Source organism: Catenulispora sp. MAP12-49 (assembly GCF_041262705.1).
GTDB lineage: Bacteria > Actinomycetota > Actinomycetes > Streptomycetales > Catenulisporaceae > Catenulispora.
The window spans coordinates 78,001-101,270 of record NZ_JBGCCP010000024.1; the positions used below are offsets into that span (position 1 = coordinate 78,001).

A 23,270-nucleotide genomic window follows, 5' to 3' on the forward strand; every position below is an offset into this window, starting at 1 on the left:
ACCGCCACTGGCGCTGTTACGTCACCCCGCCTTCGTCGTGGCCTACAACGTCCGCGACCTCGCCGGTGTCTGGCTCCACGAGGTCTCCCACCTGGTTCGCGACCACCACACCCGGGCCCGCCGCCTCACCGAGGCCAGTGCCCGCCACGAGGCGGCCGGGCGGCCCGGCTCGGCCGCGCTCGATCCCGCCAACCCCCGGCGCGAGCAGGTCCGGCTGAACATCGCGATGGATCTGGAGATCAACGACGACCTCCTCAAGAGCCTGACCGGTCCGCCGGGCGCCGAGGACACCGGTCCGCGCCTGCCCGACGGCGCACTGACCCCCGAGAGCCTCCGCGTCCCGGAACGGGATCTCTTCGAGGAGTACGTGCACGACGTCACCTCCTCGATGGTCGCCGACCACTGGACCGACTGCGGCTCCGGCGCCCACGACGGACCGACCTTCTGGGAGGACGACGCCGCCGGCGCCCACCCCCTCGGCGACTACCAGGCCGCCGCCATCCGCATCAGCGTCCGCGACGCCATCGCCGCCGGCCGCGGGACGGCCCCGGCCGGCTGGCAGCGCTGGGCAGAGCGCTACGACAGGGCCCCGCAGGACTGGCGCACCCTGTTGGGCGCAGCCTTCCGCGCCTCGCTCGGCGCGGCGGCCGGCGCCGGCGACTACACCTACCGCCGCCCCGGACGCCGGACCGCGAGCCTGGGCGGGCGGCTGGTGCTGCCGAGTCTGCGCCGGCCGCTGCCGCAGGTGGCCGTGGTCATCGACACCTCCCGCTCGGTGTCCGACGTGAACCTCGGCAGTGCCCTGACCGAGGTGGCCGCGATCACCCGGGCCGTCGGCGTCTCCGGCCGCAACGTCGCCGTCTACACCTGTGACGCGGCCGTGGCGACCGCGCAGCACGTGTGCCGGGCCGAGGAGCTCATGCTGATCGGCGGGGGCGGCACCGACCTGCGCAAGGGCATCCGCGCGGCGATGGCCCGCATGCCGCGCCCTGACGTGACCGTCGTCCTCACCGACGGCGGCACCCCGTGGCCCAAGGAGGAGCCGGGGTGCCGCGTCGTCGCGGGCCTGTTCGCCTCAAGCCGTTCCCTGACCTACTTCGACAGCGACAACAACTTCGTCGACTGCCGTCCCCCGCAGTGGATCGAGACGGTCCATCTGGAGTGAGGGGGTGAGCTGGAGGGCTCAGGAGTGCCCGGCCATCGCGCCCTTCATCCGGTTCACGTAGTCCTCCAGGCTCAGGCTCTTCAGGTGCGGATCGTTGGTCGGCGCCACGATCAGGTTCTGGCCGCTGGAGCCGAACCAGGCGCGGAACTGCGGGTCGTCCTGCACGTGTCCGCTGCCGTCCAGGATCCCCGGCGGGATCTGGTCCGTCCCGGTGCCGACCGTCAGCTTGCCGCTGTCGACGGCCGCCTGCACCACCGAGATGTCGGCCTGGCCGCCGATCAGCAGGTCCGCCTGGTGGTTGGCGACCGCCATGTCGGCGGCGTGGCCGGACTGCAGGCCCGGCAGCTGGTCGACGAACGGCGTCACCAGGCCGTCCAGGGTCTGGCCGACGCCCACGACCGCGCCCTCGCCCGGCGCGTTGCCGGCCGCCCCCAGCAGTGCGTTCACCACCGCCGCGCGCTGCGCGGCCGCCGCGTCCTGGGCCTGGGCCGCGGACATGTGCTGCTCGTCGATGATCTGCTGCGAGGTGGCGACCAGGTTGGCGTAGCCCGTGGTGTGGTCGACCGTGCCGTTGCTCATCATGTCCAGCTTCACCGAGTTCTGGAACTGCGCCTTCGCGAAGCCCAGGTAGTCCCCGGCGGCGTGCGGGTCCTTCAACGACAGGTCGAGGAAGTCGTGCGCCTGCGCCGCGGTGACCAGGAACATCGGCTGCCCGTTGGGCTGCCCGTCGACCGTGGTGAGGCCGGCGCCGTTGTTCTGGTCGGTGGTCGACATCGCCAGGTCGAAGGAGTACGACTTCGCGTAGCCCTCCAGCGAGTTGGTCACCGCCGGCGGCAGGCTCCATCCCGTGACCTGGGACAGCGAGTTGGTCTGCGGGTTGTAGTGGTCGAAGGCCGCGGCGGCCTGGATGATGTTGTTCGCCGCGCTGATCCGGTCGGTGTCGGCCTGGTCGTCCCCGCGGACGCCGCTGCCGTCGACCGGGGCCCGGGCCGCGTCCAGCAGCTTGGCGATGTTGTTCGGGTCGACGCCCTCGTAGCCGCTGGCGGTGACGGTGGTGCTGCCCGCGCGGCCGGCGTACTGCGACCGCGTCACGTTCGCCTCGCCGGTCAGCAGCTCGGTCACCAGGTGCTGGCCGTCGCTGCCGGCGAACAGGGTCCGCGCCGCGCCGTCGTTCTGCCCGGTCACGCCGAGCATCGTGTTCATGGCGCCGTCGTAGTTCTGCTTGTCCCAGGCGTCGACGTTCGACTCGCCGTCGATGTACGCCTGGGTCGTGAACGCCAGGAAGTCCTGACCGCTCTGGTTCTGGTAGTCCGAGCCCTTGGTCGTGCCCAGCAGCTTGGCCAGCCCGATCATGCCGGCGGTGCCCAGGCCGGTGACGTCCAGCGAGCTGAGCGACCCGTTCGAGGCCGCCGCCGCCGTGTGCTGTCCCAGCGTGTTGATGAGGATCTGGTCGGAGGCGTCGGTGCTCTCCGGGCCCTTGTTGTTGTGGATCCAGTCCACGACGGTGCCCAGCGAGGGCCCGAACTGGTGCCAGAACGCGCTGTCGCTCTGGTACTCGGAGGTCAGATCGGTCAGTTCCGCGCGCACCACGTCCGGGCTGGCGTCGGTCTTGCCGCCGTTGAGGATGTTGTTCAGGTCGGTGACTTCGGCCTTCTCCAGAACGTCGCCGAAGACGTTGACCGGCGCGTAGGACCGGGTGAACTCGGACAGGTCGCCGCCGTTGGCCACGTAGGTGTTGTTGAAGTTCGCGAACTTGGGGTCGCCCAGCGCCGACTGCACCCGGCGCAGCTTGCTCTCGGCGTCCTGCAGTGCCTTCAGGCATGTGCTCGCGGCCTGGTCCCGGCCCGGGATGGCGCCTTCGGTGATGGCCGCCTGCTCGCTGTTCCACTGGCCGAGGTCGACGTCCAGGGGCGGGGTGCCGTCCGGCGGCAGCGGCTTGCCCGGGTTCTTGCTCTTCCAGTCGTTGATGGTGGCCACCCGCCGCTGGTAGGCGGAGTCGGCGAAGTGCTGCGCCGTGGCCAGGTCCGAGCCGTACTTGCTCACCGCGGCCGCGGCCTCGTTGTAGGCGTCGACCATCTGCCGCAGCAGGCCGGGCACCGGTTCCAGGGTCTTGCGGAAGGCGTCGCCGCTGGAGCCGAGCCAGGCGTTCACCTCCTGGTCGGTGGCCAGGCCGTTGACCCCGACGCTGACCTCGTACGCGGCGGTCTCGCGGGCGGTGAGCATCTGTGCGACGTTCTGGACGGACGAGGGGTCGCCGGGCACCGGGTCGCCGGAGAGCCCGAACACGCGCCAGTCGTTGCTGTTCCGCGGGGCCATCAGAGCTGCGCCAGCTTCCCGTGCGGCGGGTTGTTCGCGCTGTCCGCCAGCTGCTGGTCCATGGCGCGGGAGGCCTTCGCGCTGGCGCCGGTGAGCCCGGCCAGGGCGGACAGGTAGTTGTTGAGGCGCTGGCCGACGGACAGGTCGGTGTTCGCCATGTCGGATATGGCGTTCTCGACCCCGGAGTCGCCCATCTGTCCGGCGAAGGAGGCCGGGAACATGGTCGCCGACTCGTATCGCATCAGATCGGTGAGCTGAGTGGTGAAGCCGTCGAGCGCGTCGGCGTCCATCTTCAAGGTGTCGTCAGACATACGAGCCCCCTTCTGCGCAGCTGATGCAGCTGTTTGTATCAGAAGTCTGTGGGGAGGGGGCCCCTTAGCGCTCTCGCCCTGGACTCCAGGTAGCGCTGCTCGGCAATACTTGCCGTCGCCTTGGCCGCGAGCCGGTAATTCTCGTACGCGCCCTCGGTGTCGCCGGCGATTTCCAGCAGGTGGGCCCGTACGGACAGCAGCCGGTGGTGCTTGGCCATCCGCTCGTCCGTGTCCAGTGTCGCCAGCACCGCGAGCCCGGCCTGCGGGCCCTCGATCTCGGCGAGCGCGACCGCGCGGTTCAGCGTGACCATCGGGTTCGGCGCGATGCGTTCCAGGACCAGGTACAGCGCGTGGATCTGCCGCCAGTCGGTGTCCGCGGGGTCGGTGGCGACGGCGTGCGTGGCGGCTATGGCGGCCTGGAGCCGATACGGCCCCAGCTCGGGGCCGGCCAGCGAGGCCTTCGTCAGTTCCAGGCCTTCGGCGATCAGCTCGGCGTCCCACTTCGTGCGGTCCTGCTCGTCCAGCGGGACGAGGTCGCCGTCCGCGGTCGTGCGGGCCTCGCGCCGGGAGTGGGTGAGCAGCATCAGCGCCAGGAGCCCGGCGACCTCGCCGTCGTCGGGCAGCTGCGCGTGCACCATCCGGGTCAGCCGGATCGCCTCGGTCGCGAGGTCCACGCGGTCCAGCTCGGCGCCGGAGGACGCCGTGTAGCCCTCATTGAAGATCAGGTAGAGCACGTGCAGCACGGCCTGCAACCGCTCCTCGCGCTCGGCGCCGCCCGGCAGCTCGAAGGTGCTCCCGGCGTTCTTGATCCGCTGCTTGGCGCGGCTGATCCGGGCCGCCAGCGTGGCCTCCGGGACCAGGAAGGCGCGGGCGATCTCGGCGGTGGTCAACCCGCCGACGGCGCGCAGGGTCAGCGCGATCTGCGAGGCCGCGGTGAGCGTCGGGTGGCAGCACAGGAAGAGCAGGACCAGGGTGTCGTCGGTGTCCGGGATCTCCTCCGGCGTCACCTCCGAGGCCCAGACCTGCTCCTCCCGTTCGCGCCGCGCGGAGTCGCTGCGCACCTGGTCGATGAGCCGGCGCGAGGCGACCGTGGTCAGCCAGCCGCGCGGGTTGTCCGGCACGCCCTCGGCCGGCCACTGGACCGTGGCGGCCAGGACGGCCTCCTGCACCGCGTCCTCGCACCCCTCGAACCGGCCGTACCGGCGCACCAGCGCGCCGAGGACCTGCGGGGTGAGGTCGCGGAGCAGGTCCTCGGTCACCGGTGCCGTCATGCCTCCAATTGTCCATCGGAGAACATGACCTGCCGCACCTCCACGCCCAGACCCTCGATCGCGGTGTCCGGGATCTGCGCGGCCAGCTCGATCGCCCGGGCCTTGTCCTCGACGTCGACCAGGTAGAAGCCGCCGAGGTACTCCTTGGCCTCCAGGAACGGGCCGTCGGTGACGACCGGCTGGCCGTTGCGGACCCGCACCACGGCCGCCTGGGAGGGGTCGACCAGGGCCTGGGTCACGATCAGCTCCCCGGAGTCCTTCAGGGCCTGCATGAACCGGCCGTGGCCCTCACCGATCCCGGCCATCTCCTCCTCGGTCAGCGCGTCCAGCACGGCGGGGTTGATGTGCATGCTGATCAGGAACTTCATCTCGTCACTCCTCGGGTCGGGGGCGCCCGGCGGGGCCCTTTCACCCAGTTGTCGGAGCCGCCGCGGCGTTCTTGACATCCTCCGCCGGAAAACGTCAAGAATCCGCGGGCCGCTCCGACTCCCCGGTGAAAACGTCGAGAAGAGGAGTCACAGATGCGAGTCGACAGAGCTTGGCTGGGACTGACCCTGCTCATGCTGCCCACCCTGCTGGTCGCGATGGACGTGACGGCGCTGATTTTGGCGCTGCCGCACCTGAGTGCGGACCTCGGGGCCGGCGCGGTCCAGCAACTGTGGATCAGCGACTCCTACGGGCTGATGGTCGCCGGGATGGTCATCACCATGGGGACGCTGGGCGACCGCATCGGCCGCCGGCGCCTGCTGCTGACCGGGGCCGCGGCCTTCGGGGTGCTGTCGCTGGTGGCGGCGTTCTCGGTGGATCCGCTGATGCTGATCGTCGTGCGGGCGCTGCTGGGGATCGCCGGGGCCACCCTGGCGCCGTCCATCCTGGCGCTGATCACCACCATGTTCCCCGACGACCGCGACCGCGGCCGGGCCATCGCGATCTGGGCCACCTGCCAGTTCACCGGGGGAGCGGTCGGGCCGGTGCTGGCCGGGTTCCTGTTGCAGCACTTCTGGTGGGGCTCGGTGTTCTTGGCGGCGGTGCCCGCGATGGCGCTGCTGGTCGTCGCAGGGCCGTTCGTGCTGCCGGAGTCCAAGGGCGCGCGGGACGGGCGGCTGGATCCGGCCAGCGTCGCGCTGTCGCTGGCGGCGGTGCTGCTGATGGTCTACGGGATCAAGCAGCTGGCGATCGCGGACACGGTCGCCGTGCCGCTGGCGGCGCTGGCGGTCGGTGCGGCGCTCGGCGTGGCGTTCGTGCGCCGCCAGCTCCGGCTGCCCGCGCCGCTGCTGGACCTGCGGCTGCTGCGCAGTCGGCCGTTCACCGCGGTCCTGATCGCGCTGGTCTTCTCGGGCCTGGCGATGGCCGGCACCGGGCTGCTGGTGACGCAGTACCTGCAGGGCGTGCTCGGCCACACGCCGATGACCGCGGCGATCCTGTTCGCCCCGATGGGCCTGGGCGTCGCGCTCGGCACCATGACCGCTCCGGCGCTGACCCGCCGGATGAGGCAGCCGACCGCGATCGCCGCGGGCCTGGCGGTCTCGGCGGTCGGCGGGCTGCTGCTGACCGGCGTTGACGGCCCGGGCACGCTGCCGCTGCTGATGGCCGGCATCGCCGTTCTTGCCTTCGGGGCGGGTCCGCTGTTCGCGCTCGGGACCGGCCTGGTGATCGGCAGCGTCCCGCCCGAGCGGGCCGGCAGCGCCGCCTCCATGTCCGAGACCGGCAACTACTTGGGCGGATCGCTGGGGCTGGGGCTGCTCGGTGCCGTGGCGGCCGTCGTCTACCGGGCCCACACCCACGGCACCTCGGACTCCCTGGCCTCCGCGCTCGCCGCGAGCGGCCACCAGAGCACGGAGCAGGCAGCTGCGACGCTGCACACGGCGCGCGCCGCGTTCACCGCCAGTGTGCACGTGAACGGCATGATCGCCGCTGTCGTCTTCGCCGCCCTGGCGGTGTTGGTGTTGGTGATGAAGCCGGCACCGGATCGGCCGGCGCAGGCGGCCGAGGCGGCCGCGCCGGAGCTCGTGGCGTCCCACTGAGATCCGTCCGTATGGGTGACTTTTCAGGAGGTCGTTTCGCAAAGCCATGACCTGCGGCGACCTTGTACTGGACCGGGTATTCCGCAGCCGGAGGCTTGTCGCTCGGAAGATGTAGTCCGGTTTACGAGGTATGGACGGAAAGGGTAGAGGTTGCATGATTCGCATCTTCTAACGTCAGGGAGCTTCAATCATGCGCAAGACTCTCGTCGCCGTGGCGGTCGCCGCGTTCGCCGTCCTGGGTGCCGCGGGCACGGCCTCCGCCTCGGGCGCGGGCGCGATCGGCGGGGCCAGCGACTCGCCCGGCCTGCTGTCCGGCAACAACGTTCAGATCCCGATCAACATCCCGGTCAACGTCTGCGGTGACAACATCGGGATCCTGTCGGCGCTGCTCAGCAGCGACGACACCGTCTGCGTCAACCGCTGACGCGCTGACGCTCCCCAGGACCCCGGGCCGTACCACGGCCCGGGGTCCTGCCTTTTCCGCGACGCGCCATAGGGTTTGCCGGGCCCGGCGTTGCGGGAGAGCGTTGTTCGGGGAGCCGGTTCTCAAGGAGGGGCACACATGCCGCATCACCACAGCGACCGTGATCTGAGCGGCGACGTGGACGTCAACCCGCTGTTCGCCCGGCCCGGCGAGCTGCGCAGCCGGCCCCGGACCCGGCTGGCCGACACGCCGATGCTGCCGGAGACCGCCTACCAGGTGGTGCACGACGAGGCGATGCTCGACGGCAACGCGCGGCTGAACCTGGCGACCTTCGTCGGCACCTGGCTGGACGACCAGGCGCGCCGGCTGTACCTCGAAGCCTTCGACAAGAACATGATCGACAAGGACGAGTACCCGAGCACCGCGGCGATCGAGGAGCGGTGCTGGCGGATCCTGGCCGACCTGTGGCACGCGCCGGACCCCGCGCGGGCCGTCGGCTGCTCGACCATCGGCTCCTCCGAGGCCTGCATGCTCGGCGGCCTGGCCCTCAAGCGGCGCTGGCAGGAGGCACGGCGGGCGGCCGGAAAGCCGACCGACCGGCCGAACCTGGTGCTGAGCTCGGCGGTGCAGGTCGTGTGGGAGAAGTTCTGCAACTACTGGGACGTCGAACCGCGCTACGTGCCGATCACCGAGGAGCACATGACGCTCGACGGCACGGACCTGAGGTCCTACGTCGACGAGAACACCATCGGCGTGGTCAGCATCCTCGGCGTCACCTACACCGGGGTGTACGAGCCGGTGCTGAAGGTCAGCCGGGCCCTGGACGAGATCCAGCGCGAGACCGGCCTGGACATCCCGATCCACGTCGACGGCGCCTCCGGCGCGATGGTCGCCCCGTTCCTGCAGCCGCATCTGGAATGGGACTTCCGGGTCCCGCGCGTCGCCTCCATCAACACCTCCGGCCACAAGTACGGGCTCGTCAACCCGGGCCTGGGCTGGATCCTGTGGCGCGATGTGGACCTGCTGCCGGAGAGCCTGGTCTTCAAGGTGAGCTACCTCGGCGGCGACATGCCGACGTTCGCCCTGAACTTCTCCCGTCCGGCCGCGCAGGTGCTGGTGCAGTACTTCCAGTTCCTGCGCCTGGGCCGTCTGGGGTACCAGGAGGTCCAGAAGGCGTCACAGGAGGTCGCGCAGTATCTCGCCGACCGGATCGGCGCGATGCCTGCCTTCGAGCTGATGCACGACGCCTCCGACATCCCCGTCTTCGCCTGGCGCCAGAAGCCCGGCCACACCGCGAACTGGACGCTGTACGACGTCTCAGACCGGCTGCGGATGAAGGGCTGGCTGGTCCCGGCGTACCCGCTGCCCGACAACCTGTCGGACACCGTCGTGCAGCGGGTCGTGATCCGCAACGGGATGAGCATGGACCTGGCCGCCAACCTCATGCGGGACATCGAGGACGCGGTCGCCTACCTCGAGAAGCTGACCGAGCCGCTTCCGGACGCGGAGCACACGGCGTTCCACCACTGAGGTGCCTGCCGCGCTCAGACCGCGTGCTCGGCCAGGAACCCGGTGATCAGCCCCAGCCACTCCGCGGGCCGCTCGGCGAACGGCAGATGCCCGGTCGCGATGCGGGCCAGCCGCGCTCCCGCGATCTTCGCCGCCAGCTCCTCGTGCAGGCTCGGGGCGACCAGCGGATCGGCGGTGGTCGAGACGACCAGCGTCGGCGCGGTGACCCAGGCCAGGTCCCCGCGCACGTCCGCGCGCCGGACCAGATCGACGTGCTCCGGCGTGCCGGCCGGGATGAGCTGGGCCAGCCCCTCGATCGCCGCCCGCAGCTCCTGCTCCGGCATGGCCCGCAGCGTCTCGGCGCTGAACGCGGCCAGCGTCAGGAACTCCGCCAGCCGCACGATGTCGCCGGCCTCGTACAACTCGCCCCACAGCTTCGCGGCCAGATCCAGGCGCGCGTCCCGGTGCGCGAACGTCGCGGTGAGGATCAGGGCGCTGACGCGGTCCGGGTGCTTGGCCGCGGTCCGGATCGCGACCGGGCCGCCGAGGGAGAACCCGGCCAGCGCGAAGCGGTCCAGCCCTTCGGCGTCGGCGGCGGCGATCAGCTGGTCGGCCAGGAAGTCGACGGTCAGCGGTCCGGCGGCGCGCGGCGACCGGCCGGTCCCCGGGTAGTCGATCCCGACCACGGTGTGCCCGGCTCCCAGGCCCTCCAGGATCGGGCCGTAGTTCAGCGCGACGCTGCCGCCGGCGCCGTGCGCCAGCAGCAGGCCGGGCCCGGTGCCGCCGACGGTGCGGGCCAGGACGGCCTCGGGGGCGTGGAGCGTGCCGATGGCAGACATGGAAGTCCCCTCACAAGTATTTGTAGTGCTCGCTACAGAAGAACCGTACCATGTTCTGTAGTGGGTACTACATAAGTGTGCGGGAACGGCCGCGATTAATCAGATGCCTGCCGGGGCGCGGCCTAGTAGCGTCTGCTGCCGCACCTCCCGCTGCGCGGCGCGCCCCGGCTACTTCTGACAAGAAAAACCCTCGCCGGTGCCCCATCTGGATCTCGGGAGGTGCTGGAGACTTCTGATGCCCCGGTTCAACCGTCAGCAGATCAAGACCGCCACCCGAGACGAGATCAAGGACGACGCCGCCGAACTCGTGGTGCGCCGGCTCGCTCCTTGGCAGCAGGCCCGCGCGGCCGAGATGGTGCGTCCCACCTGGGAGGCCGAGAAGATCCGGCGGGATCTCCTGTGCATGCGGCCCCACTCCGGCGGGGCCGCGTACCTGCGCGACCCCAAGACAGAGCTCTTCCTGCTCGCCGCCGCGAACATGGCCGGGCAGCCGACGTTCTACGAGCAGGCCGAAGCCCGTGAACGGCGCTTCCTGCGGCTGGTCCGGGAACAGGCGCTGACGGATCCGGAGTGGACCGTGGGCCTGCTGCGCTGGCTGCGCGCCACCGGCAACATGCGCACGACTTCCCTCGTGGGCGCTGCGGAATTCGTTCATGCGCGGCAGCAGAAAGGGCTGCACGGCTACTCGCGACAGGCCGTCTCGGCGGTGCTTCAGCGTGCGGACGAGCCGGGGGAGTTCCTGCAGTACTGGACCAGCCGCTTCGGGCGGCAGCTGCCGATGCCTCTGAAGCGCGGTGTCGCGGATGCGGTGCGGCGGCTGTACACGGGGCGCGCGCTGCTGAAGTACGACACTCCTTCGGGGTCGACTTCCTTCCGCTTCGGCGATGTCCTGGAGCTGACACATCCCGCGCCGGACCCGGAGCGGCCGTGGCAGGCCGACGTCTTCCGGTACGCGCTGGACCGGCGTCACCACACGAAGCGGGCGGTGCCGCCGACGGGCTCCGAGCTGTTCGTGGCGCACCACGCGCTGATGGCCGTGCCGGTGGCCGAGCGGCGTGCGGTGGTGACCGCTCCCGGTGCCGCCGAGGTGCTGGCCAGGGCCGGGATGACGTGGGAGGCGCTGGCGGGGTGGCTTCAGGGGCCGCTCGACGCCGCTGCGTGGGAGGCGATCATCCCGTCGATGGGCGCGATGGCGCTGGTCCGCAACCTGCGCAACTTCGACGAGGCCGGGATCGGCGAGGCGGCGACGGCCGAGGTGGTGCGGCGGCTCTCCGACCGCGACGAGGTGGCCCGCTCGCGGCAGTTCCCGTTCCGGTTCCTGGCCGCGTACCGGCATGCCGACCGGGCTCGCTGGGGCGGCGCGCTGGAGACGGCACTGGGGCATTCACTGGTCAGCGTGCCTTCGCTGCCCGGGCGCACGCTGGTCCTGGTGGACCGTTCCGGCTCGATGTTCTGGGCCGCCGAGGGGGCGACCGAACTGACCCGGGCCGACGCCGCCGCCGTCTTCGGTACCGCGCTGGCGCTGCGGTCGGAAGCCGCGGACCTCGTCGAGTTCGGCACCCGCAGCACCCGGATCGAGCTGTCCGCGCAGGACTCGGTCCTGGAGACCGTGGGCCGCTTCACCGAGTGCGGCGGGACCAACACGGCGGATGCCGTCGAGCGGCACTACCGAGGGCACGACCGCGTCGTCGTCATCACCGACGAGCAGGCCTTCCTCTCGGCGCGCCAGGTGTTCGCCCCGGTCCCGGACGACGTTCCGGTGTACACCTGGAACCTGGTCGGCTACGCGTTCGGGCACGCCGCGCCCGGCCCTCGGCGCCACACCTTCGGCGGCCTCAGCGACGCCGCGTTCCGGCTGATCCCGTTCATCGAGGCCGGCGGGGACGGACAGTGGCCGTGGGCCCCGGACCGGGTCGGCTAGCCGCGGCTGGATGGGCTGGACGGGCTAGATGGGCTAGATGGGCTAGATGGGCTAGATGATGGTCCGGACGAACACCCCGTGCCCGTGCCCCTGCGTGCGGCGCGCCAAGGCCCGGAACTGCTCGACGGCACTCCTCGCGTCGGCGAAGTCGTCGAACGCGACCTCGGGAATCTCCATCCACTGCGCGGCCAGCATCGGCAGGTGGTCGTCGCTCACCGAGGCCAGCGTCGCCACCCACGCCTCCGGCATCACCTCCAGCAGCAGCCCGGCATCCCACGGCGACTCCTCGCCGGGGCGCACCTCCCCGTAGGGCCACGCCTCCTGGTCCGGCCACACCAACCGCGGCCCCTCCCCGCGCTCGACGCGGAACGGCACCCCTTCGGCGAACGACACCAACTGCCCGACCACGATGTGCACGTCGAGCCCCTTGGCGTCGAACCAGTCGGCACCGTGCTCATCGAGCCCGGTGTCGGAGGCCACGGCCCAGGCGATGGCCGTCGGCGCGTCGGGCGCTCGGAAGTAGTCGTGTAACACACCCATGGCCGGAGAGCGTAGTCGCCGGTCAGGACAGTTTCGGCGGGGGAATCGCGAGCTTGATGTCCGAAGCCCTCCCTATGCTTGCCGGCATGTCGAGGAAGAAGAAGCGGCTGCCGAAGGAGTTCGACACCGCGCTCGGCTCCGGCGATCTGGAAGCGATGAAGGCGGTCTTCGCGACCACCGAGCTCGACGCCCGCCAGGGCGCCTACGGGCCGACCGCGCTCGGCGTGCACGGCATCCCGCCGGAACTGGTGGCGTGGCTGGTCGCCGAGGGCGCCGACATCGAGGCCGCCGACACCTACCACCGCACCCCGCTGTGGCAGCACGCTCGCGCCGGCTGCGACGACCTCGTCAGCGCTCTGCTGGACGCCGGCGCCGACATCCAAGCGCCGGACCAGCCCGCCCTGCACGGGGCCGCCGAAGGCGCCAAGCCGTCGACCGTGCGCCTCCTGCTCGAGCGCGGCGCGGATCCGCTGGCCGTCGTCGGGCGGCAGAACGCGCTCGCGGCCGGCCTCGCGCGCTGCACCAACATCCGGCTGCAGGAGATGGCTGATGTCGCCGAGGCATTGCTCGACGCCGGCACCCCCATCACCAACCAGATGCGCGAGCGCGTCGAGGCGATCGGCAAGAAGTTCGAGTTCCACCGCGCGGGCTTCAACCCGGACTACCTTCCGCAGACCGAGGCCGGGCTGGAGCGCCTGTACGGACTCTTCGGCGTCACCCCGGTCGAGGCGCGACGCACCCACGACGGCACCTCGCCGATCACCGTGACCGCCACCGCGTGGGACGACCGGCACCAGGAGCTCTGGGACTTCCTCGTCCCCAGCAAGGGCCCGGCCGCCACTGCACAGGGCGAAGTCATACGCATCACCGGCCGGCTGGCCCACGAGGTCCTCGGCAACGGCGGCATCAACTGGGACCACGACTTCCGGGCGATGGTCCGCGCCCTCCCCGGCCTGCTCGCCTCTGGCGTCCCGTTGCCCGAAGCGCAGCTCGCCGAGGCGAAGACGCTCGCCGCGGGCTACCGGCGCAACAGCCCCGAGGAGCACACCCAGCGGCTCAGCGAGCTGGCCGTGACGTGGGTGATCGCCAATCCCGATCCGCTTCCCACCCCGGAGCCCGCCTACCTTCGCTGAGGGCTGTTATGAGTCGCTGAGGGCTCAGTCCCCCGAATCGCTGCGGATCCGCACGTCCGCGACCCCGCTGATGTGCCGCGCCCCGCACACGTCGCCGGGCACGACCAGCTGCGGACCCTCCGAGTCCAAGGGATTCCCGTCCCGTGTGAGCCCGAGCAGGACCGGGATGTTCGCGAACTCCGGGTCGATCTCGGCCCACGACAGCACGACCCGGTGCCCGTCGCGGGCGCGGATCGAGAGCAGGAACCGCAGCCGGTCCTTGCGCTCGCCGCGGACGAAGGCCGGCTCGGCGAGATGTGCCACGTCCAGCAGCAGCGGCCCGGCGAAGCGGTGCCGGCGCGGCCCGCTCTTGCGGCAGCTGAACTCCACCTCGCACTCGTGACGCCGCAGCGACCACAGGTCGGCCGCGCTCAGGACCCGCGGCGTGCGCACCTCGCCGCCGAGCCGAACGAGCCCGCCCTCGACCGGCCGGACGGCGCCGGCCTGCTCACCGAGCATGGGATCCTCCCTCGCGCGGGCCGCGTCCGAAGGCGGGCGCAGCCCACGATCCACCCTAGGGCGGGCGCGCGCGGAAGCAAGGGGTGTCACGGCACCTGCCAGACGATGTGCGCCATCCGTTATGAATATGCAAGGTCTCACGGCCTGTTGCCCTGGCGTCTGCGCTGTAAGCTCACCGCGTGGACGTGTACCGGATGGGTGAGGCCGCCGAACTGCTGGGGGTCAGCGCCGACACCGTGCGCCGCTGGGCCGACGCCGGACGGCTGAGCGCGCGGCGGGACGAGAACGGGCACCGGGTGATCCCGGGACCCGAGCTCGCCGCCTTCGCCTCGTCGCTGGCGGCCGCCGCCGACGAGCGCTCGGAGGTGTCCTCGGCCCGCAACCGCCTGCGCGGCATCATCACCGCGGTCACCAAGGACGCGGTGATGGCGCAGGTGGACATCCAGGCCGGGCCGTTCCGGGTGGTGTCGCTGATGAGCCGGGAGGCCGTGGACGAGCTGGACCTGCGGGTCGGCGCCACGGCGGTCGCGGTGATCAAGTCCACGACGGTGGTCGTGGAACGTGCCGCCGTTCGGGCTCCGCATCCGGGCAAGCCGAAGACCGACGAGGCCGAGGCTGTTGTGGAACCAGAGCACCAGACCGTGCAGACCGGGCAGGTCGTGCAAGACGTGCAGAATTCGAGGGGGCGTTCATGAAGAAGACAGCGGCCGTGGTCGTGGCCACCGGCCTTCTGCTGGCCGGGTGCAGCAGTTCCAAGAGCTCGCCGAAGGCAAGCCCCGGAACGACTTCACCCGCGGCCTCGACGTCCGGGGCGACCTCCGGGTCGTCGTCGGCGATCACCGCGTCCGGCCCGGTCAAGGTCGCCTACGCGGCCTCGCTGGCGAACCTGATGGAGCACGACCTGGGCCCGGCCTACGACAAGGCCACCGGCGGCGACTTCCAGGGCGACGCGGCCGGCTCCACCCAGCTGGTCACCGAGATCAAGGGCAAGGTCAAGCAGGCCGACGTCTTCATCAGTGCCTCCACCGACGCCAACACCGGCCTGACCGGCGACGCGAACGGCGGCTGGGAGTCCTGGTACGCCACCTTCGGCACGGCCCCGCTGGTCATCGCCTACAACCCGAACAGCAAGTTCGCCGCGGACATCAAGTCCAAGCCCTGGAACCAGGTGATCACCGAGGCCGGGTTCAAGATGGGCTCGACCGACCCGAAGCTGGACCCCAAGGGCAAGCTCGCGGCCCAGGCGCTGACCAAGGACAACATCCCCGCCTCGGCGGTGCAGGTGTTCCCCGAGGAGCAGCTGGTCGGCCGGCTCCAGTCCGGGCAGCTGGACGCCGGGTTCTTCTACTCCAGCGAGGCCGCGGAGCTGAACATCCCGACGGTCGAGCTCGGGGACATCAAGCTGCAGGCCACCTACACCGTCAGCGTCCTGAACAAGGCCCCGGACGCCGACTCCGGCATCGCCTTCGTCCAGTACCTGCTCAGCGACGCGGGCAAGGCCTTCATGACCAAGCACGGTCTGCAGCTCCAGCCGGTCAAGGTCACCGGCGACGCCGGATCCGTGCCGGCCCAGCTGAAGACCGTGCTCAACGCCGGCTGACGCTGGATCTGAGTACTGACACAGTGCGGCCGGCCACGGGGAACCCAGGGTTGCGGATGCTGCGCACCCCGCTGCCGTGGCTGGCCGCGCTGCTCGTCGCCTACCTGCTCGTCCCGCTGGTCGCCTTCCTGGTCCGGGTCCCGGGCCAGGGCGCGGCGGCCACCTCGGCGCCGGGCGTCGGGGACGCGCTGCGCACGTCGCTGATCACCGCGTCCATCAGCACCGCCGTCGTCACCTTCCTCGGCGTCCCGCTCGGCTACCTGCTGGCCCGCTCGACGAGCCGGACCGCCGGCGTGCTCGGCGTCGCGGTCCAGCTGCCGCTCGCGCTGCCGCCGCTGATGAGCGGCATCCTGCTGATCTACCTGGTCGGGCCGTACACGGCCATCGGCCAGTTCTTCAACGGCGGGCTCACCGACAGCGCCACGGGAGTCGTGCTGGCGCAGTGCTTCGTCGCGGCGCCGTTCCTGGTCGTCTCGGCGCGCTCCGCCTTCGCCGCGGTGGACCCGGCCCAGCTGGACGTCGCGGCGACGCTCGGCCACGGCGCGCTGTCCCAGACCCTGCGGGTCGCGCTGCCGATCGCCGCCCGCGGCATCCGGGCGGGGATGCTGCTGGCGTGGTTGCGGGCCTTCGGGGAGTTCGGCGCGACCATCGTGCTGGCCTACCACCCCTACACCCTGCCGGTCTTCACCTACGTGCAGTTCAGCAGCACCGGGCTGGCCGCGACGACCATCCCGGTCCTGGTGACCCTCGGCGCGGCCCTGGTCGTCCTGCTGATCGCCGACCGCGGTCCGGCTCGGCGGGCCCATCGCCGCCGGCCGGTCCGGCTCCCCGAGCCCCGGCCCCCGGCCCTGTCGCAGGGGCCTGTCCTGGACTTCGACGTGACCGCCCGGCTCGGCGGCTTCCGGCTGGCGGTCGCGCACCGCGGCGCGGGCCGGAACCTGGCGATCCTCGGCGCCTCCGGCTCCGGCAAGTCCGCGACCCTGCGCCTGCTCGCCGGGGTGCTGCCGGCGCACGACGCGCACAACTGCATCTCCCTAGGCGGCCGGGACCTGGCCGCGCTGCCCGCCGAACGGCGCGGTATCGGCTACCTTCCGCAGCATCCGACGCTGCTGCCGCATCTGCGGGTCTGGGAGCAGGTCACCTTCGGCGTCGGCGCCGATCCGGCGCTGGCCGCGTTCTGGCTGGACCGGCTCAAGCTGACCGAGCTCGCCGACCGCTACCCCGACCAGCTGTCCGGCGGTCAGGCGCGCCGGGTCGGCCTGGCGCGGGCGCTGGCCCGCGAGCCCCGGCTGCTGCTGCTCGACGAGCCGTTCGCGGGCCTGGACGCGCCGGTCCGCGACGAGCTGCGCAGGCTCTTGCGGACCGTCCTGCGCGAGACGGCGCTGACCTCGGTCCTCGTGACGCACGATCCCGACGACGCGGCCTTGCTGTCGCAGGACACGCTGTTGTTCGCGGACGGAGCGGTCTTGCAGGACGGCTCCACGCGCGCGGTCCTGGCGCAGCCGGCGGGTCCCGCGGCGGCGCGGCTGCTCGGCGTCCGCAATATCGCGCGCGGACATGTGGACGCCGACGGGATCCTGGAAAGCGGGCCGTACCGCATTCCGCTTCCCGCCTCGGCGCTGGCGACTCCGGCCTGGCAGAACGCCGCCCCGCCCCCCGCCGACGTCGCCTGGTGCGTCCAGCCCCACGACGTGCGCCTGGTCGCGGCCGGCGGGGTCGCCGCCATCGTGGACGACGTCGCGCACCTCGGGCCCATCGCCGAACTGATCCTGCGGCTGGAGGACGGCGGCGAGGAGCTGACGGTCACGGTCCCCGCCGGACAGGTGCCCGAGCCCGGCGCGCGGTGCCGCGTCGACGTTCCTTCTCACGCGGTCATCGTGTGGCCCGCGCCCTAGGATGTGACTGTGAACGCCTCCATCGTCACCAAGACGGCGACCACGTCGGTCACCATGACCGCCCGCCGGCTGCTCGAAGTGCTGGAACACGCCGGGGCCACCGTCTTCGCCGTGATCGACCAGGCCGAGGCCGCCCGGTCCGTGGGGCAGGATCTGCGGGACACGATTCTGGTGCTGTTCGGGAACCCGGCCGCCGGGACCCCGGTGATGGACGCCCATCCGCTGGCCGCGCTCGATCTGCCGCTGCGCATCCTGCTGTGGGACGACGACGGCACCACGCGCGTGAGCTACCTGGACCCGGCCGCGTTCGGTGAGCGGTACGGGGTGGAGCCCGCGCTGCTGGAGAAGCTCAACGCCGTCCACGCCGTCTCCGACGCGCTCGCGGCTGTCTCGCCGGTCGCCGACTCAGAGGGCTGAGTTTTCCTGTTCGCCATGCCAAGGTGCACTCTCGATCTTTAAGTGCTACATTTATGTGGCAGTAAGGGCAACGAAGTGGCGCACGAGTGGTGAAGGAGACGGGACATGGCGAGGACTTGGTTGATCACCGGTGCGTCGCGGGGTTTCGGTCGGGCGTTGGCCGAGGCGGTGTTGGAGTCTGGTGATCGGGTGGTGGCGACGGCGCGGCGGCCTGAGACGTTGGCGGGTTTGGTGTCGCGGTTCGGGGATCGGGTGCGGACGGCGCCGTTGGATGTGACGGATGTGGTGGCGGCTCAGGCTGCGGTGGCTGGGGCGGTTGAGGCGTTCGGCCGGTTGGATGTGGTGGTGAACAACGCCGGCTATGCGAACTCCGGTCCGATTGAGGAGATGGCCGAGTCGGACTTCCGGGGCCAGTTCGAGGCGAACTTCTTCGGGTTGGTGAATGTGACGCGGGCGGCGTTGCCGGTGTTGCGGGGGCAGCGGTCGGGGGTGTTTGTGCAGTTCTCCTCGGTCGGGGGACGCGTCGGCGGAACCCCGGGGATGGGTGCGTATCAGGCTGCGAAGTTCGCGGTGGAGGGGTTCTCGGAGGTGTTGGCTGCTGAGGTGGCGCCGTTCGGGGTGAAGGTGGTCATCGTCGAGCCGGGTGCGTTCCGGACTGATTGGCAGGGCTCGTCGATGGAGCTGCATGAGGTTGGTGCCGACTATGACGAGACGGTCGGTGCGATGAATCGCTATCGCGCCGAGAACGATGGTGTGCAGCCTGGGGATCCGGCGCGCGGGGCCCGCGTGATCATCGATGTGGTCGGCCAGGATGACCCGCCGCGTCGGCTGCTGCTGGGCGCGCAGGCCGTGGCCCACGCGCTGGCCGCCGGCGAAGCACGTCAGGACGAGACGCGGAAATGGGCCGAGGCCAGTGCTTCCGCCGATTTCCCGGCGGGGGAGTGACCGAAGACAGATGTGACCGAAGACAGAACAGACAGAACCGCCTGCCGTGCTGAGCACGGCAGGCGGTTCTGTCTGTTCTGTCTGTTCTTGTTCTATCTGTGCGGTTCTCGCGTCAGTCGTTGCCCGCCTCGATCGCGGCGCGGTCGAGCAGCTCCTCGTCGCTCAAGGCCTCGGCGGCCGGCCGGGCGGCGATGGTCTGCGCCCCGCCGTCGGTCATCGCGCCGATCAGCTCGCTGGAGAAGGGGTGGCCGCCGCCGGGCAGCTCCGCCGCCGGGCCCGCGCCGGAGCCGACCATGCCCAGGTGGGCGTACTGCTCCAGCTTGGTGCGGGAGTCGGCGATGTCGAGGTTGCGCATCGTCAGCTGGCCGATGCGGTCGACCGGGCCGAAGGCCGCGCCCTCGGTGCGCTCCATCGACAGCTTCTCCGGGTGGTAGCTCAGAGCCGGGCCGGTGGTGTCCAGGATCGAGTAGTCCTCGCCCCGGCGCAGCCGCAGGGTCACCTCGCCGGTGATCGCGCGGCCGACCCAGCGCTGCAGCGACTCGCGGACCATCAGGGCCTGCGGGTCTAGCCAGCGGCCTTCGTACAGCAGCCGGCCCAGGGCCCGGCCCTGGTTGTGGTAGGCCGCGACGGTGTCCTCGTTGTGGATGGCGTTGACCAGCCGCTCGTAGGCGATGAACAGCAGGGCCATGCCGGGGGCCTCGTAGATGCCGCGGCTCTTGGCCTCGATCACCCGGTTCTCGATCTGGTCCGACATGCCCAGGCCGTGCCGGCCGCCGACGGTGTTGGCCTCCTGGACCAGGTCCACCGCCGAGGCGAAGACCTTGCCGTTGATGCTGACCGGCCGGCCCTGCTCGAAGCCGACGGTGACGTCCTCGGCGGCGATCTCGACCGCCGGGTCCCAGAAGCGGACGCCCATGATCGGCTCGACGATCTCCAGGCCGGTGTCCAGGTGCTCCAGCGACTTGGCCTCGTGGGTGGCGCCCCAGATGTTCGCGTCGGTGGAGTACGCCTTCTCCGCGCTGGCCCGGTAGGGCAGGTCGCGCTCGGTCAGCCACTGCGACATCTCGGAGCGGCCGCCGAGCTCGCTGACGAAGTCGGCGTCCAGCCACGGCTTGTAGATGCGCAGCGCCGGGTTCGCCAGCAGGCCGTAGCGGTAGAACCGCTCGATGTCGTTGCCCTTGAACGTCGAGCCGTCGCCCCAGATCTGGACGTCGTCCTCGAGCATCGCGCGCACCAGCAGCGTGCCGGCCACCGCGCGGCCCAGGGGCGTGGTGTTGAAGTAGGAGCGGCCGCCGGAGCGGATGTGGAAGGCGCCGCAGGCCAGGGCCGCGAGGCCCTCCTCGACCAGGGCGGCCCGGCAGTCGACCAGGCGCGCGAGCTCGGCGCCGTAGGCCTCGGCGCGGCCCGGCACGCCGGGGAGATCGGGTTCGTCGTACTGGCCGAGGTCGGCGGTGTAGGCGCAGGGCACGGCGCCCTTCTCGCGCATCCACGCGACCGCGACGGATGTGTCGAGCCCGCCGGAGAAGGCGATGCCGACGCGCTGACCTGCTGGCAGGGAGGTGAGTACCTTGGACACGAGTGCAACTATATACGACTGCCTGAATAATCATGCCACCGTGTCCACATCGCGGGCATGTCGCTGCGGCTTTTGATCCTGAATCCTCCGATATCTTTCGCGCGTGCGACGAATCCTCTTGCCGGCCCTGGCGGCCCTGGTCTGCCTGCCCGCGGGTACCTCGTATGCGACGACGTGGCATTCCCCGGCCAGGCAGTGCGGTGTCGTCCGCACCGGCGCCGCCCCGATCGCCGGTGCCGAAGTCACCCTCTACCAGGCTGGCAGAGCCGGACAGCTCCCGCGGGTGCTGGCCCACGCGCGCACCGGCAGTCAGGGTGAATTCGGCTTCCCGTACCGGCGGCCCGCCGATCCCACGGCGGTCCTGTATCTGACCGCTGATGAAGGGGTCGTCCGGCTCGCCGCCGCGCTCGGCTCCCCGGGTCCGTCGGACCAGCCGGGTTCGCCGGTGGTGATCAACGAGCGCACCACCGTCGCCGCCGGCTACGCCCTGGCGCAGTTCGTGGACGGCCGCGGCGTCGCCGGAACCTATCCGGGCCTCCAGAACGCGGCCGCCATCTCGCACAACCTCGCCGACGTCTCCACCGGCGGGATCGCGCCGCTGCTCGCCGGCCCGCCGAACGGTGTGCTCACGTCCACGCTGCCGGCCTTCAATACCCTGGCCGACCTCGTCGCCGGCTGTGTCGCCGGGCAGACCTGCCAGGCGCTGTTCACCTTCGCGCAGCCGCCGGGCAAAGCGCGGCCCGCGGACACCCTGGAGGCTGTCGCCGACATCGCCCGGACGCCGGGCAACAACGTGGCCGGCCTGTTCGCGCTGGCCGGGGTGAAGCAGCCGTACACGCCGGTGCTCACCGCCGCGCCGGACGCCTGGACCCTCGCGATCCGCTACGTCGGCAACGGCCGCGAGCTCGACGGCCCCGGCAACCTCGCCTTCGACGCCGACGGCAACGCCTGGGTGACGAACAACTACCAGTACAGCCCGAGCCCGTTGGCCTCGGTGTGCGGGGACACCAAGGTCGTCAAGCTCACGCCGACCGGCCAGGACGCTCCCGGCGCGCCGTATTACGGAGGCGGCCTTTACGGCGCCGGCTTCGGGATCACGCTCGACCCGAAGGGGCACGTCTGGGTCGCGAACTTCGGATTCCAGGGCTCGCAATGCCCTGTGGACGCGAGCCTGTTCTATCGCAGCGTCTCCGAGTTCGGCCCGCGCGGCGCGGTGCTGTCGCCGCCCTCCGGATGGCGATCGGGCTCCATCGTCCAACCGCAGGGGACGGCTTCGGACCGGCAGGGGAACATCTGGATCGCGAACTGCGGCGGTTCCAGCGTTGTCGAGTACCCGCGCGGCCGCCCGGAGCTGGCCCGCACCATCACGCCCCCGGCCGCCCTGCGCCTGGTGAAGCCCTTCGACATCGCTGTCGACCCGGCGGGCCGCGAGTGGGTCACCGACAACGGTGGCGACAGCGTCCTGATGATGTCGGCCGACGGCATCCCGCAGCGCTCCATCACGACCGGCGGCATCCGACGGCCCCTCGGTATCGCCTCGGACAGCCTGGGCGACGTCTGGGTCGCCAACTCCGGCATCCTCGCGGTGCCCTGCGGAAGCGACAGCGCGACAGACTTCGCGGACGCGGTGCGGAATCCGCCGCCCGGCGACCGGTCGGTCACGATGATCGGGCCGGACGGTTCGACGCCCGCGCAGCCCTTCACGAACGGCGGGCTCGTCCTGCCCTGGGGCGTGGCCGTCGACGGCGACGACACCGTCTGGGTGTCCAACTTCGGCGGCGGGCGCCTGGTCCACATGTGCGGGGCGCGGGTCTCGGCCTGCCCTCCGGGATACCGCACCGGACAGCCGATCTCGCCGGCCGCCACCGGCTACCCGAGCGACAGCCTGACCAGGAACACCGGCGTGCAGATCGATCCGTCGGGCAACGTGTGGCTGGCGAACAACTGGCTGACCGCGGCGGTGCAGACCAATCCGGGCGGGCACGAGATGGTCGTGTTCATCGGGCTCGCGGCGCCGGTGCGGACGCCGTTGCTCGGGGCGCCCCGGCGGCCGTGATCAGACGGATTCCACGATGGTGCCCGCGGCTTCGAGCGCGGCCAGTTCCTCGCTCGGCGCCGTCGCGTCGGTGACGAGCGTGTGCAGCAGCGACGAGGGGCCGACGAAGGCGTGCGCGGTGCGGCCGAGCTTGCTCCCGTCGGTGGCCAGGATGGTGCGGCGCGCCGAGGCGATGCTCGCCTTCTTCACCGCCGCGTCGTCGAGGTCGTAGGCGGTCAGGCCCTCGGCGGCGCTGAGCCCGCAGCAGCCGATGACGGCGGTGTCGAAGCGCAGTGCCGCCAGCGAGGCCAGGGTCAGGGGGCCGGTCAGCGCCCCCTCGGAGGTGCGCGGCCGTCCGCCGGGCACCAGCAGCGCGGCTTGTCCCGGGGTCTGGCTGAGCACCCGGATCGCCTGCAACGACACCGGCATCACGGTGACCGGCCGCTGGTGCAGGATGCGGGCGACCTCCAGGCACGTGGTGCCGCTGTCCAGCACGACGGTCTCGCCGTCGGCGATGAGCGAGCAGACCTCGGCGGCGATCCGGCGCTTGGCCTCGACGGCCTCGTGGGCCCGGAGCACGAAGGGCGGCTCCTCGCCCCGCAGGAGCAGGGTGCGCGCCCCGCCGCGGACGCGTTCGAGCACGCCCTGCGCCGCCAGCACGTCCAGGTCGCGCCGGATGGTCATCTCCGAGGCGCCGGTGAGCCCGGCGAGCTCCGGGACCGTGGCGCTGCCCGACTCCTTCACGGCCCGGGCGATCTGCCGGTGCCGGTCTGCGGTGCTCATGCCTGTGATTGAACACCCCCACACAATGAACATGCAAGCTGTTCATTGACGGGCTTTCCAAACATCGA

The 23,270-nt window shown here is 71.3% G+C and carries 20 protein-coding genes and 1 pseudogene; 12 read left to right on the forward strand and 9 right to left on the reverse strand.

Annotation, left to right across the window (positions count from 1 at the left end):
• Positions 1–37: 37 nt before the first annotated feature.
• Positions 38–1,165 (forward strand): VWA-like domain-containing protein, encoded by a 1,128-nt coding sequence (locus ABIA35_RS33975; RefSeq protein WP_370360683.1) that lies wholly within the window; start codon positions 38–40, stop codon positions 1,163–1,165.
• Positions 1,166–1,183: 18 nt separating this feature from the next.
• Here the strand turns inward: ABIA35_RS33975 and ABIA35_RS33980 are convergent, their stop codons facing one another.
• From ABIA35_RS33980 to ABIA35_RS33995, 4 genes are read right to left on the reverse strand one after another with little or no spacing between them, the layout of a single operon-like run.
• The gene (locus ABIA35_RS33980; RefSeq protein WP_370360684.1) at positions 1,184–3,481 is read right to left on the reverse strand and encodes a putative T7SS-secreted protein; all 2,298 of its coding nucleotides are present in this window, start codon (positions 3,479–3,481) and stop codon (positions 1,184–1,186) included.
• A complete protein-coding gene (locus tag ABIA35_RS33985) occupies positions 3,481–3,792 on the reverse strand; it encodes a hypothetical protein (protein ID WP_370336316.1) in 312 nt (103 codons plus the stop codon). Before ABIA35_RS33985 ends, ABIA35_RS33980 begins: the two co-directional genes overlap by 1 nt.
• Before the next feature lie 38 nt (positions 3,793–3,830).
• On the reverse strand, positions 3,831–5,063 hold the full coding sequence (locus ABIA35_RS33990; protein WP_370360685.1) for an RNA polymerase sigma factor: 1,233 nt from the start codon (positions 5,061–5,063) through the stop codon (positions 3,831–3,833).
• The gene (locus tag ABIA35_RS33995) at positions 5,060–5,431 is read right to left on the reverse strand and encodes a YciI family protein (protein ID WP_370336313.1); all 372 of its coding nucleotides are present in this window, start codon (positions 5,429–5,431) and stop codon (positions 5,060–5,062) included. Before ABIA35_RS33995 ends, ABIA35_RS33990 begins: the two co-directional genes overlap by 4 nt.
• Positions 5,432–5,584: 153 nt before the next feature.
• Here ABIA35_RS33995 and ABIA35_RS34000 point away from each other — a divergent pair, with 153 nt between their 5' ends.
• From ABIA35_RS34000 to ABIA35_RS34010, 3 genes are all read left to right on the forward strand, one after another.
• Entirely contained in the window at positions 5,585–7,087 is a 1,503-nt protein-coding gene (locus tag ABIA35_RS34000; RefSeq protein WP_370360686.1) for an MFS transporter, read from the forward strand.
• A gap of 190 nt (positions 7,088–7,277) precedes the next feature.
• Entirely contained in the window at positions 7,278–7,511 is a 234-nt protein-coding gene (locus ABIA35_RS34005) for a chaplin (RefSeq protein ID WP_370360687.1), read from the forward strand.
• 138 nt (positions 7,512–7,649) lie between these two features.
• Positions 7,650–9,041: a glutamate decarboxylase gene (locus ABIA35_RS34010; RefSeq protein ID WP_370360688.1), complete on the forward strand. Its 1,392-nt coding sequence runs from the start codon at positions 7,650–7,652 to the stop codon at positions 9,039–9,041.
• A gap of 14 nt (positions 9,042–9,055) precedes the next feature.
• Here ABIA35_RS34010 and ABIA35_RS34015 read toward each other — a convergent pair whose 3' ends face one another.
• Complete coding sequence (locus tag ABIA35_RS34015) at positions 9,056–9,859, reverse strand: alpha/beta fold hydrolase (protein WP_370360689.1); 804 nt, start codon at positions 9,857–9,859, stop codon at positions 9,056–9,058.
• A 352-nt stretch (positions 9,860–10,211) separates the two neighbouring features.
• Between ABIA35_RS34015 and ABIA35_RS34020 the strand changes: the two genes are divergently transcribed.
• Positions 10,212–11,780 (forward strand): TROVE domain-containing protein, encoded by a 1,569-nt coding sequence (locus ABIA35_RS34020; RefSeq protein WP_370360732.1) that lies wholly within the window; start codon positions 10,212–10,214, stop codon positions 11,778–11,780.
• Positions 11,781–11,831: 51 nt separating this feature from the next.
• Here ABIA35_RS34020 and ABIA35_RS34025 read toward each other — a convergent pair whose 3' ends face one another.
• Positions 11,832–12,320: a hypothetical protein gene (locus ABIA35_RS34025; RefSeq protein WP_370336303.1), complete on the reverse strand. Its 489-nt coding sequence runs from the start codon at positions 12,318–12,320 to the stop codon at positions 11,832–11,834.
• An 86-nt stretch (positions 12,321–12,406) separates the two neighbouring features.
• Between ABIA35_RS34025 and ABIA35_RS34030 the strand changes: the two genes are divergently transcribed.
• Positions 12,407–13,453 carry an ankyrin repeat domain-containing protein gene (locus ABIA35_RS34030; protein WP_370360690.1) on the forward strand — a complete coding sequence of 349 codons (1,047 nt, stop codon included), beginning with the start codon at positions 12,407–12,409 and terminating at the stop codon, positions 13,451–13,453.
• A 24-nt stretch (positions 13,454–13,477) separates the two neighbouring features.
• Here the strand turns inward: ABIA35_RS34030 and ABIA35_RS34035 are convergent, their stop codons facing one another.
• Positions 13,478–13,951, reverse strand: a complete 474-nt coding sequence (locus ABIA35_RS34035; RefSeq protein WP_370336300.1) for a hypothetical protein — start codon at positions 13,949–13,951, stop codon at positions 13,478–13,480.
• Positions 13,952–14,145: 194 nt separating this feature from the next.
• On the opposite strand from ABIA35_RS34035, the pseudogene ABIA35_RS34040 reads away from it, so the two are divergent.
• From ABIA35_RS34040 to ABIA35_RS34060, 5 genes and pseudogenes are all read left to right on the forward strand, one after another.
• Positions 14,146–14,547: pseudogene (locus ABIA35_RS34040) on the forward strand (molybdopterin-binding protein); the annotation flags it as partial.
• Between the two features lie 95 nt (positions 14,548–14,642).
• Complete coding sequence (locus ABIA35_RS34045) at positions 14,643–15,551, forward strand: substrate-binding domain-containing protein (RefSeq protein WP_370336298.1); 909 nt, start codon at positions 14,643–14,645, stop codon at positions 15,549–15,551.
• Positions 15,552–15,607: 56 nt separating this feature from the next.
• Positions 15,608–17,446, forward strand: coding sequence for an ATP-binding cassette domain-containing protein (locus tag ABIA35_RS34050; RefSeq protein ID WP_370360691.1), 1,839 nt, complete (start codon positions 15,608–15,610; stop codon positions 17,444–17,446).
• 9 nt (positions 17,447–17,455) lie between these two features.
• Positions 17,456–17,863 (forward strand): DUF302 domain-containing protein, encoded by a 408-nt coding sequence (locus ABIA35_RS34055; RefSeq protein WP_370360692.1) that lies wholly within the window; start codon positions 17,456–17,458, stop codon positions 17,861–17,863.
• A 105-nt stretch (positions 17,864–17,968) separates the two neighbouring features.
• Entirely contained in the window at positions 17,969–18,808 is an 840-nt protein-coding gene (locus ABIA35_RS34060) for an oxidoreductase (RefSeq protein WP_370360693.1), read from the forward strand.
• Positions 18,809–18,920: 112 nt separating this feature from the next.
• Here the strand turns inward: ABIA35_RS34060 and argG are convergent, their stop codons facing one another.
• Complete coding sequence (argG, locus tag ABIA35_RS34065) at positions 18,921–20,384, reverse strand: argininosuccinate synthase (protein ID WP_370360694.1); 1,464 nt, start codon at positions 20,382–20,384, stop codon at positions 18,921–18,923.
• A 103-nt stretch (positions 20,385–20,487) separates the two neighbouring features.
• Here argG and ABIA35_RS34070 point away from each other — a divergent pair, with 103 nt between their 5' ends.
• Complete coding sequence (locus tag ABIA35_RS34070) at positions 20,488–22,440, forward strand: NHL repeat-containing protein (RefSeq protein ID WP_370360695.1); 1,953 nt, start codon at positions 20,488–20,490, stop codon at positions 22,438–22,440.
• Here the strand turns inward: ABIA35_RS34070 and ABIA35_RS34075 are convergent, their stop codons facing one another.
• Positions 22,441–23,202 (reverse strand): DeoR/GlpR family DNA-binding transcription regulator, encoded by a 762-nt coding sequence (locus ABIA35_RS34075; RefSeq protein WP_370336286.1) that lies wholly within the window; start codon positions 23,200–23,202, stop codon positions 22,441–22,443.
• Positions 23,203–23,270: the final 68 nt, after the last annotated feature.

Excerpts from the sequence above, each read along its gene's own strand:
- ABIA35_RS34000 (WP_370360686.1), top strand. The coding sequence starts at position 5,585 with ATGCGAGTCGACAGAGCTTGGCTGGGACTGACCCTGCTCATGCTGCCC.
- ABIA35_RS34035 (WP_370336300.1), bottom strand. The coding sequence starts at position 13,951 with ATGCTCGGTGAGCAGGCCGGCGCCGTCCGGCCGGTCGAGGGCGGGCTC.
- ABIA35_RS34010 (WP_370360688.1), top strand. The coding sequence starts at position 7,650 with ATGCCGCATCACCACAGCGACCGTGATCTGAGCGGCGACGTGGACGTC.
- ABIA35_RS34050 (WP_370360691.1), top strand. The coding sequence starts at position 15,608 with ATGCTGCGCACCCCGCTGCCGTGGCTGGCCGCGCTGCTCGTCGCCTAC.
- ABIA35_RS34005 (WP_370360687.1), top strand. The coding sequence starts at position 7,278 with ATGCGCAAGACTCTCGTCGCCGTGGCGGTCGCCGCGTTCGCCGTCCTG.
- ABIA35_RS34045 (WP_370336298.1), top strand. The coding sequence starts at position 14,643 with ATGAAGAAGACAGCGGCCGTGGTCGTGGCCACCGGCCTTCTGCTGGCC.
- ABIA35_RS34030 (WP_370360690.1), top strand. The coding sequence starts at position 12,407 with ATGTCGAGGAAGAAGAAGCGGCTGCCGAAGGAGTTCGACACCGCGCTC.
- ABIA35_RS34015 (WP_370360689.1), bottom strand. The coding sequence starts at position 9,859 with ATGTCTGCCATCGGCACGCTCCACGCCCCCGAGGCCGTCCTGGCCCGC.
- ABIA35_RS33980 (WP_370360684.1), bottom strand. The coding sequence starts at position 3,481 with ATGGCCCCGCGGAACAGCAACGACTGGCGCGTGTTCGGGCTCTCCGGC.
- ABIA35_RS33985 (WP_370336316.1), bottom strand. The coding sequence starts at position 3,792 with ATGTCTGACGACACCTTGAAGATGGACGCCGACGCGCTCGACGGCTTC.
- ABIA35_RS33995 (WP_370336313.1), bottom strand. The coding sequence starts at position 5,431 with ATGAAGTTCCTGATCAGCATGCACATCAACCCCGCCGTGCTGGACGCG.
- ABIA35_RS34020 (WP_370360732.1), top strand. The coding sequence starts at position 10,212 with ATGGTGCGTCCCACCTGGGAGGCCGAGAAGATCCGGCGGGATCTCCTG.
- ABIA35_RS34060 (WP_370360693.1), top strand. The coding sequence starts at position 17,969 with ATGGCGAGGACTTGGTTGATCACCGGTGCGTCGCGGGGTTTCGGTCGG.
- ABIA35_RS34025 (WP_370336303.1), bottom strand. The coding sequence starts at position 12,320 with ATGGGTGTGTTACACGACTACTTCCGAGCGCCCGACGCGCCGACGGCC.
- ABIA35_RS34075 (WP_370336286.1), bottom strand. The coding sequence starts at position 23,202 with ATGAGCACCGCAGACCGGCACCGGCAGATCGCCCGGGCCGTGAAGGAG.
- ABIA35_RS33990 (WP_370360685.1), bottom strand. The coding sequence starts at position 5,063 with ATGACGGCACCGGTGACCGAGGACCTGCTCCGCGACCTCACCCCGCAG.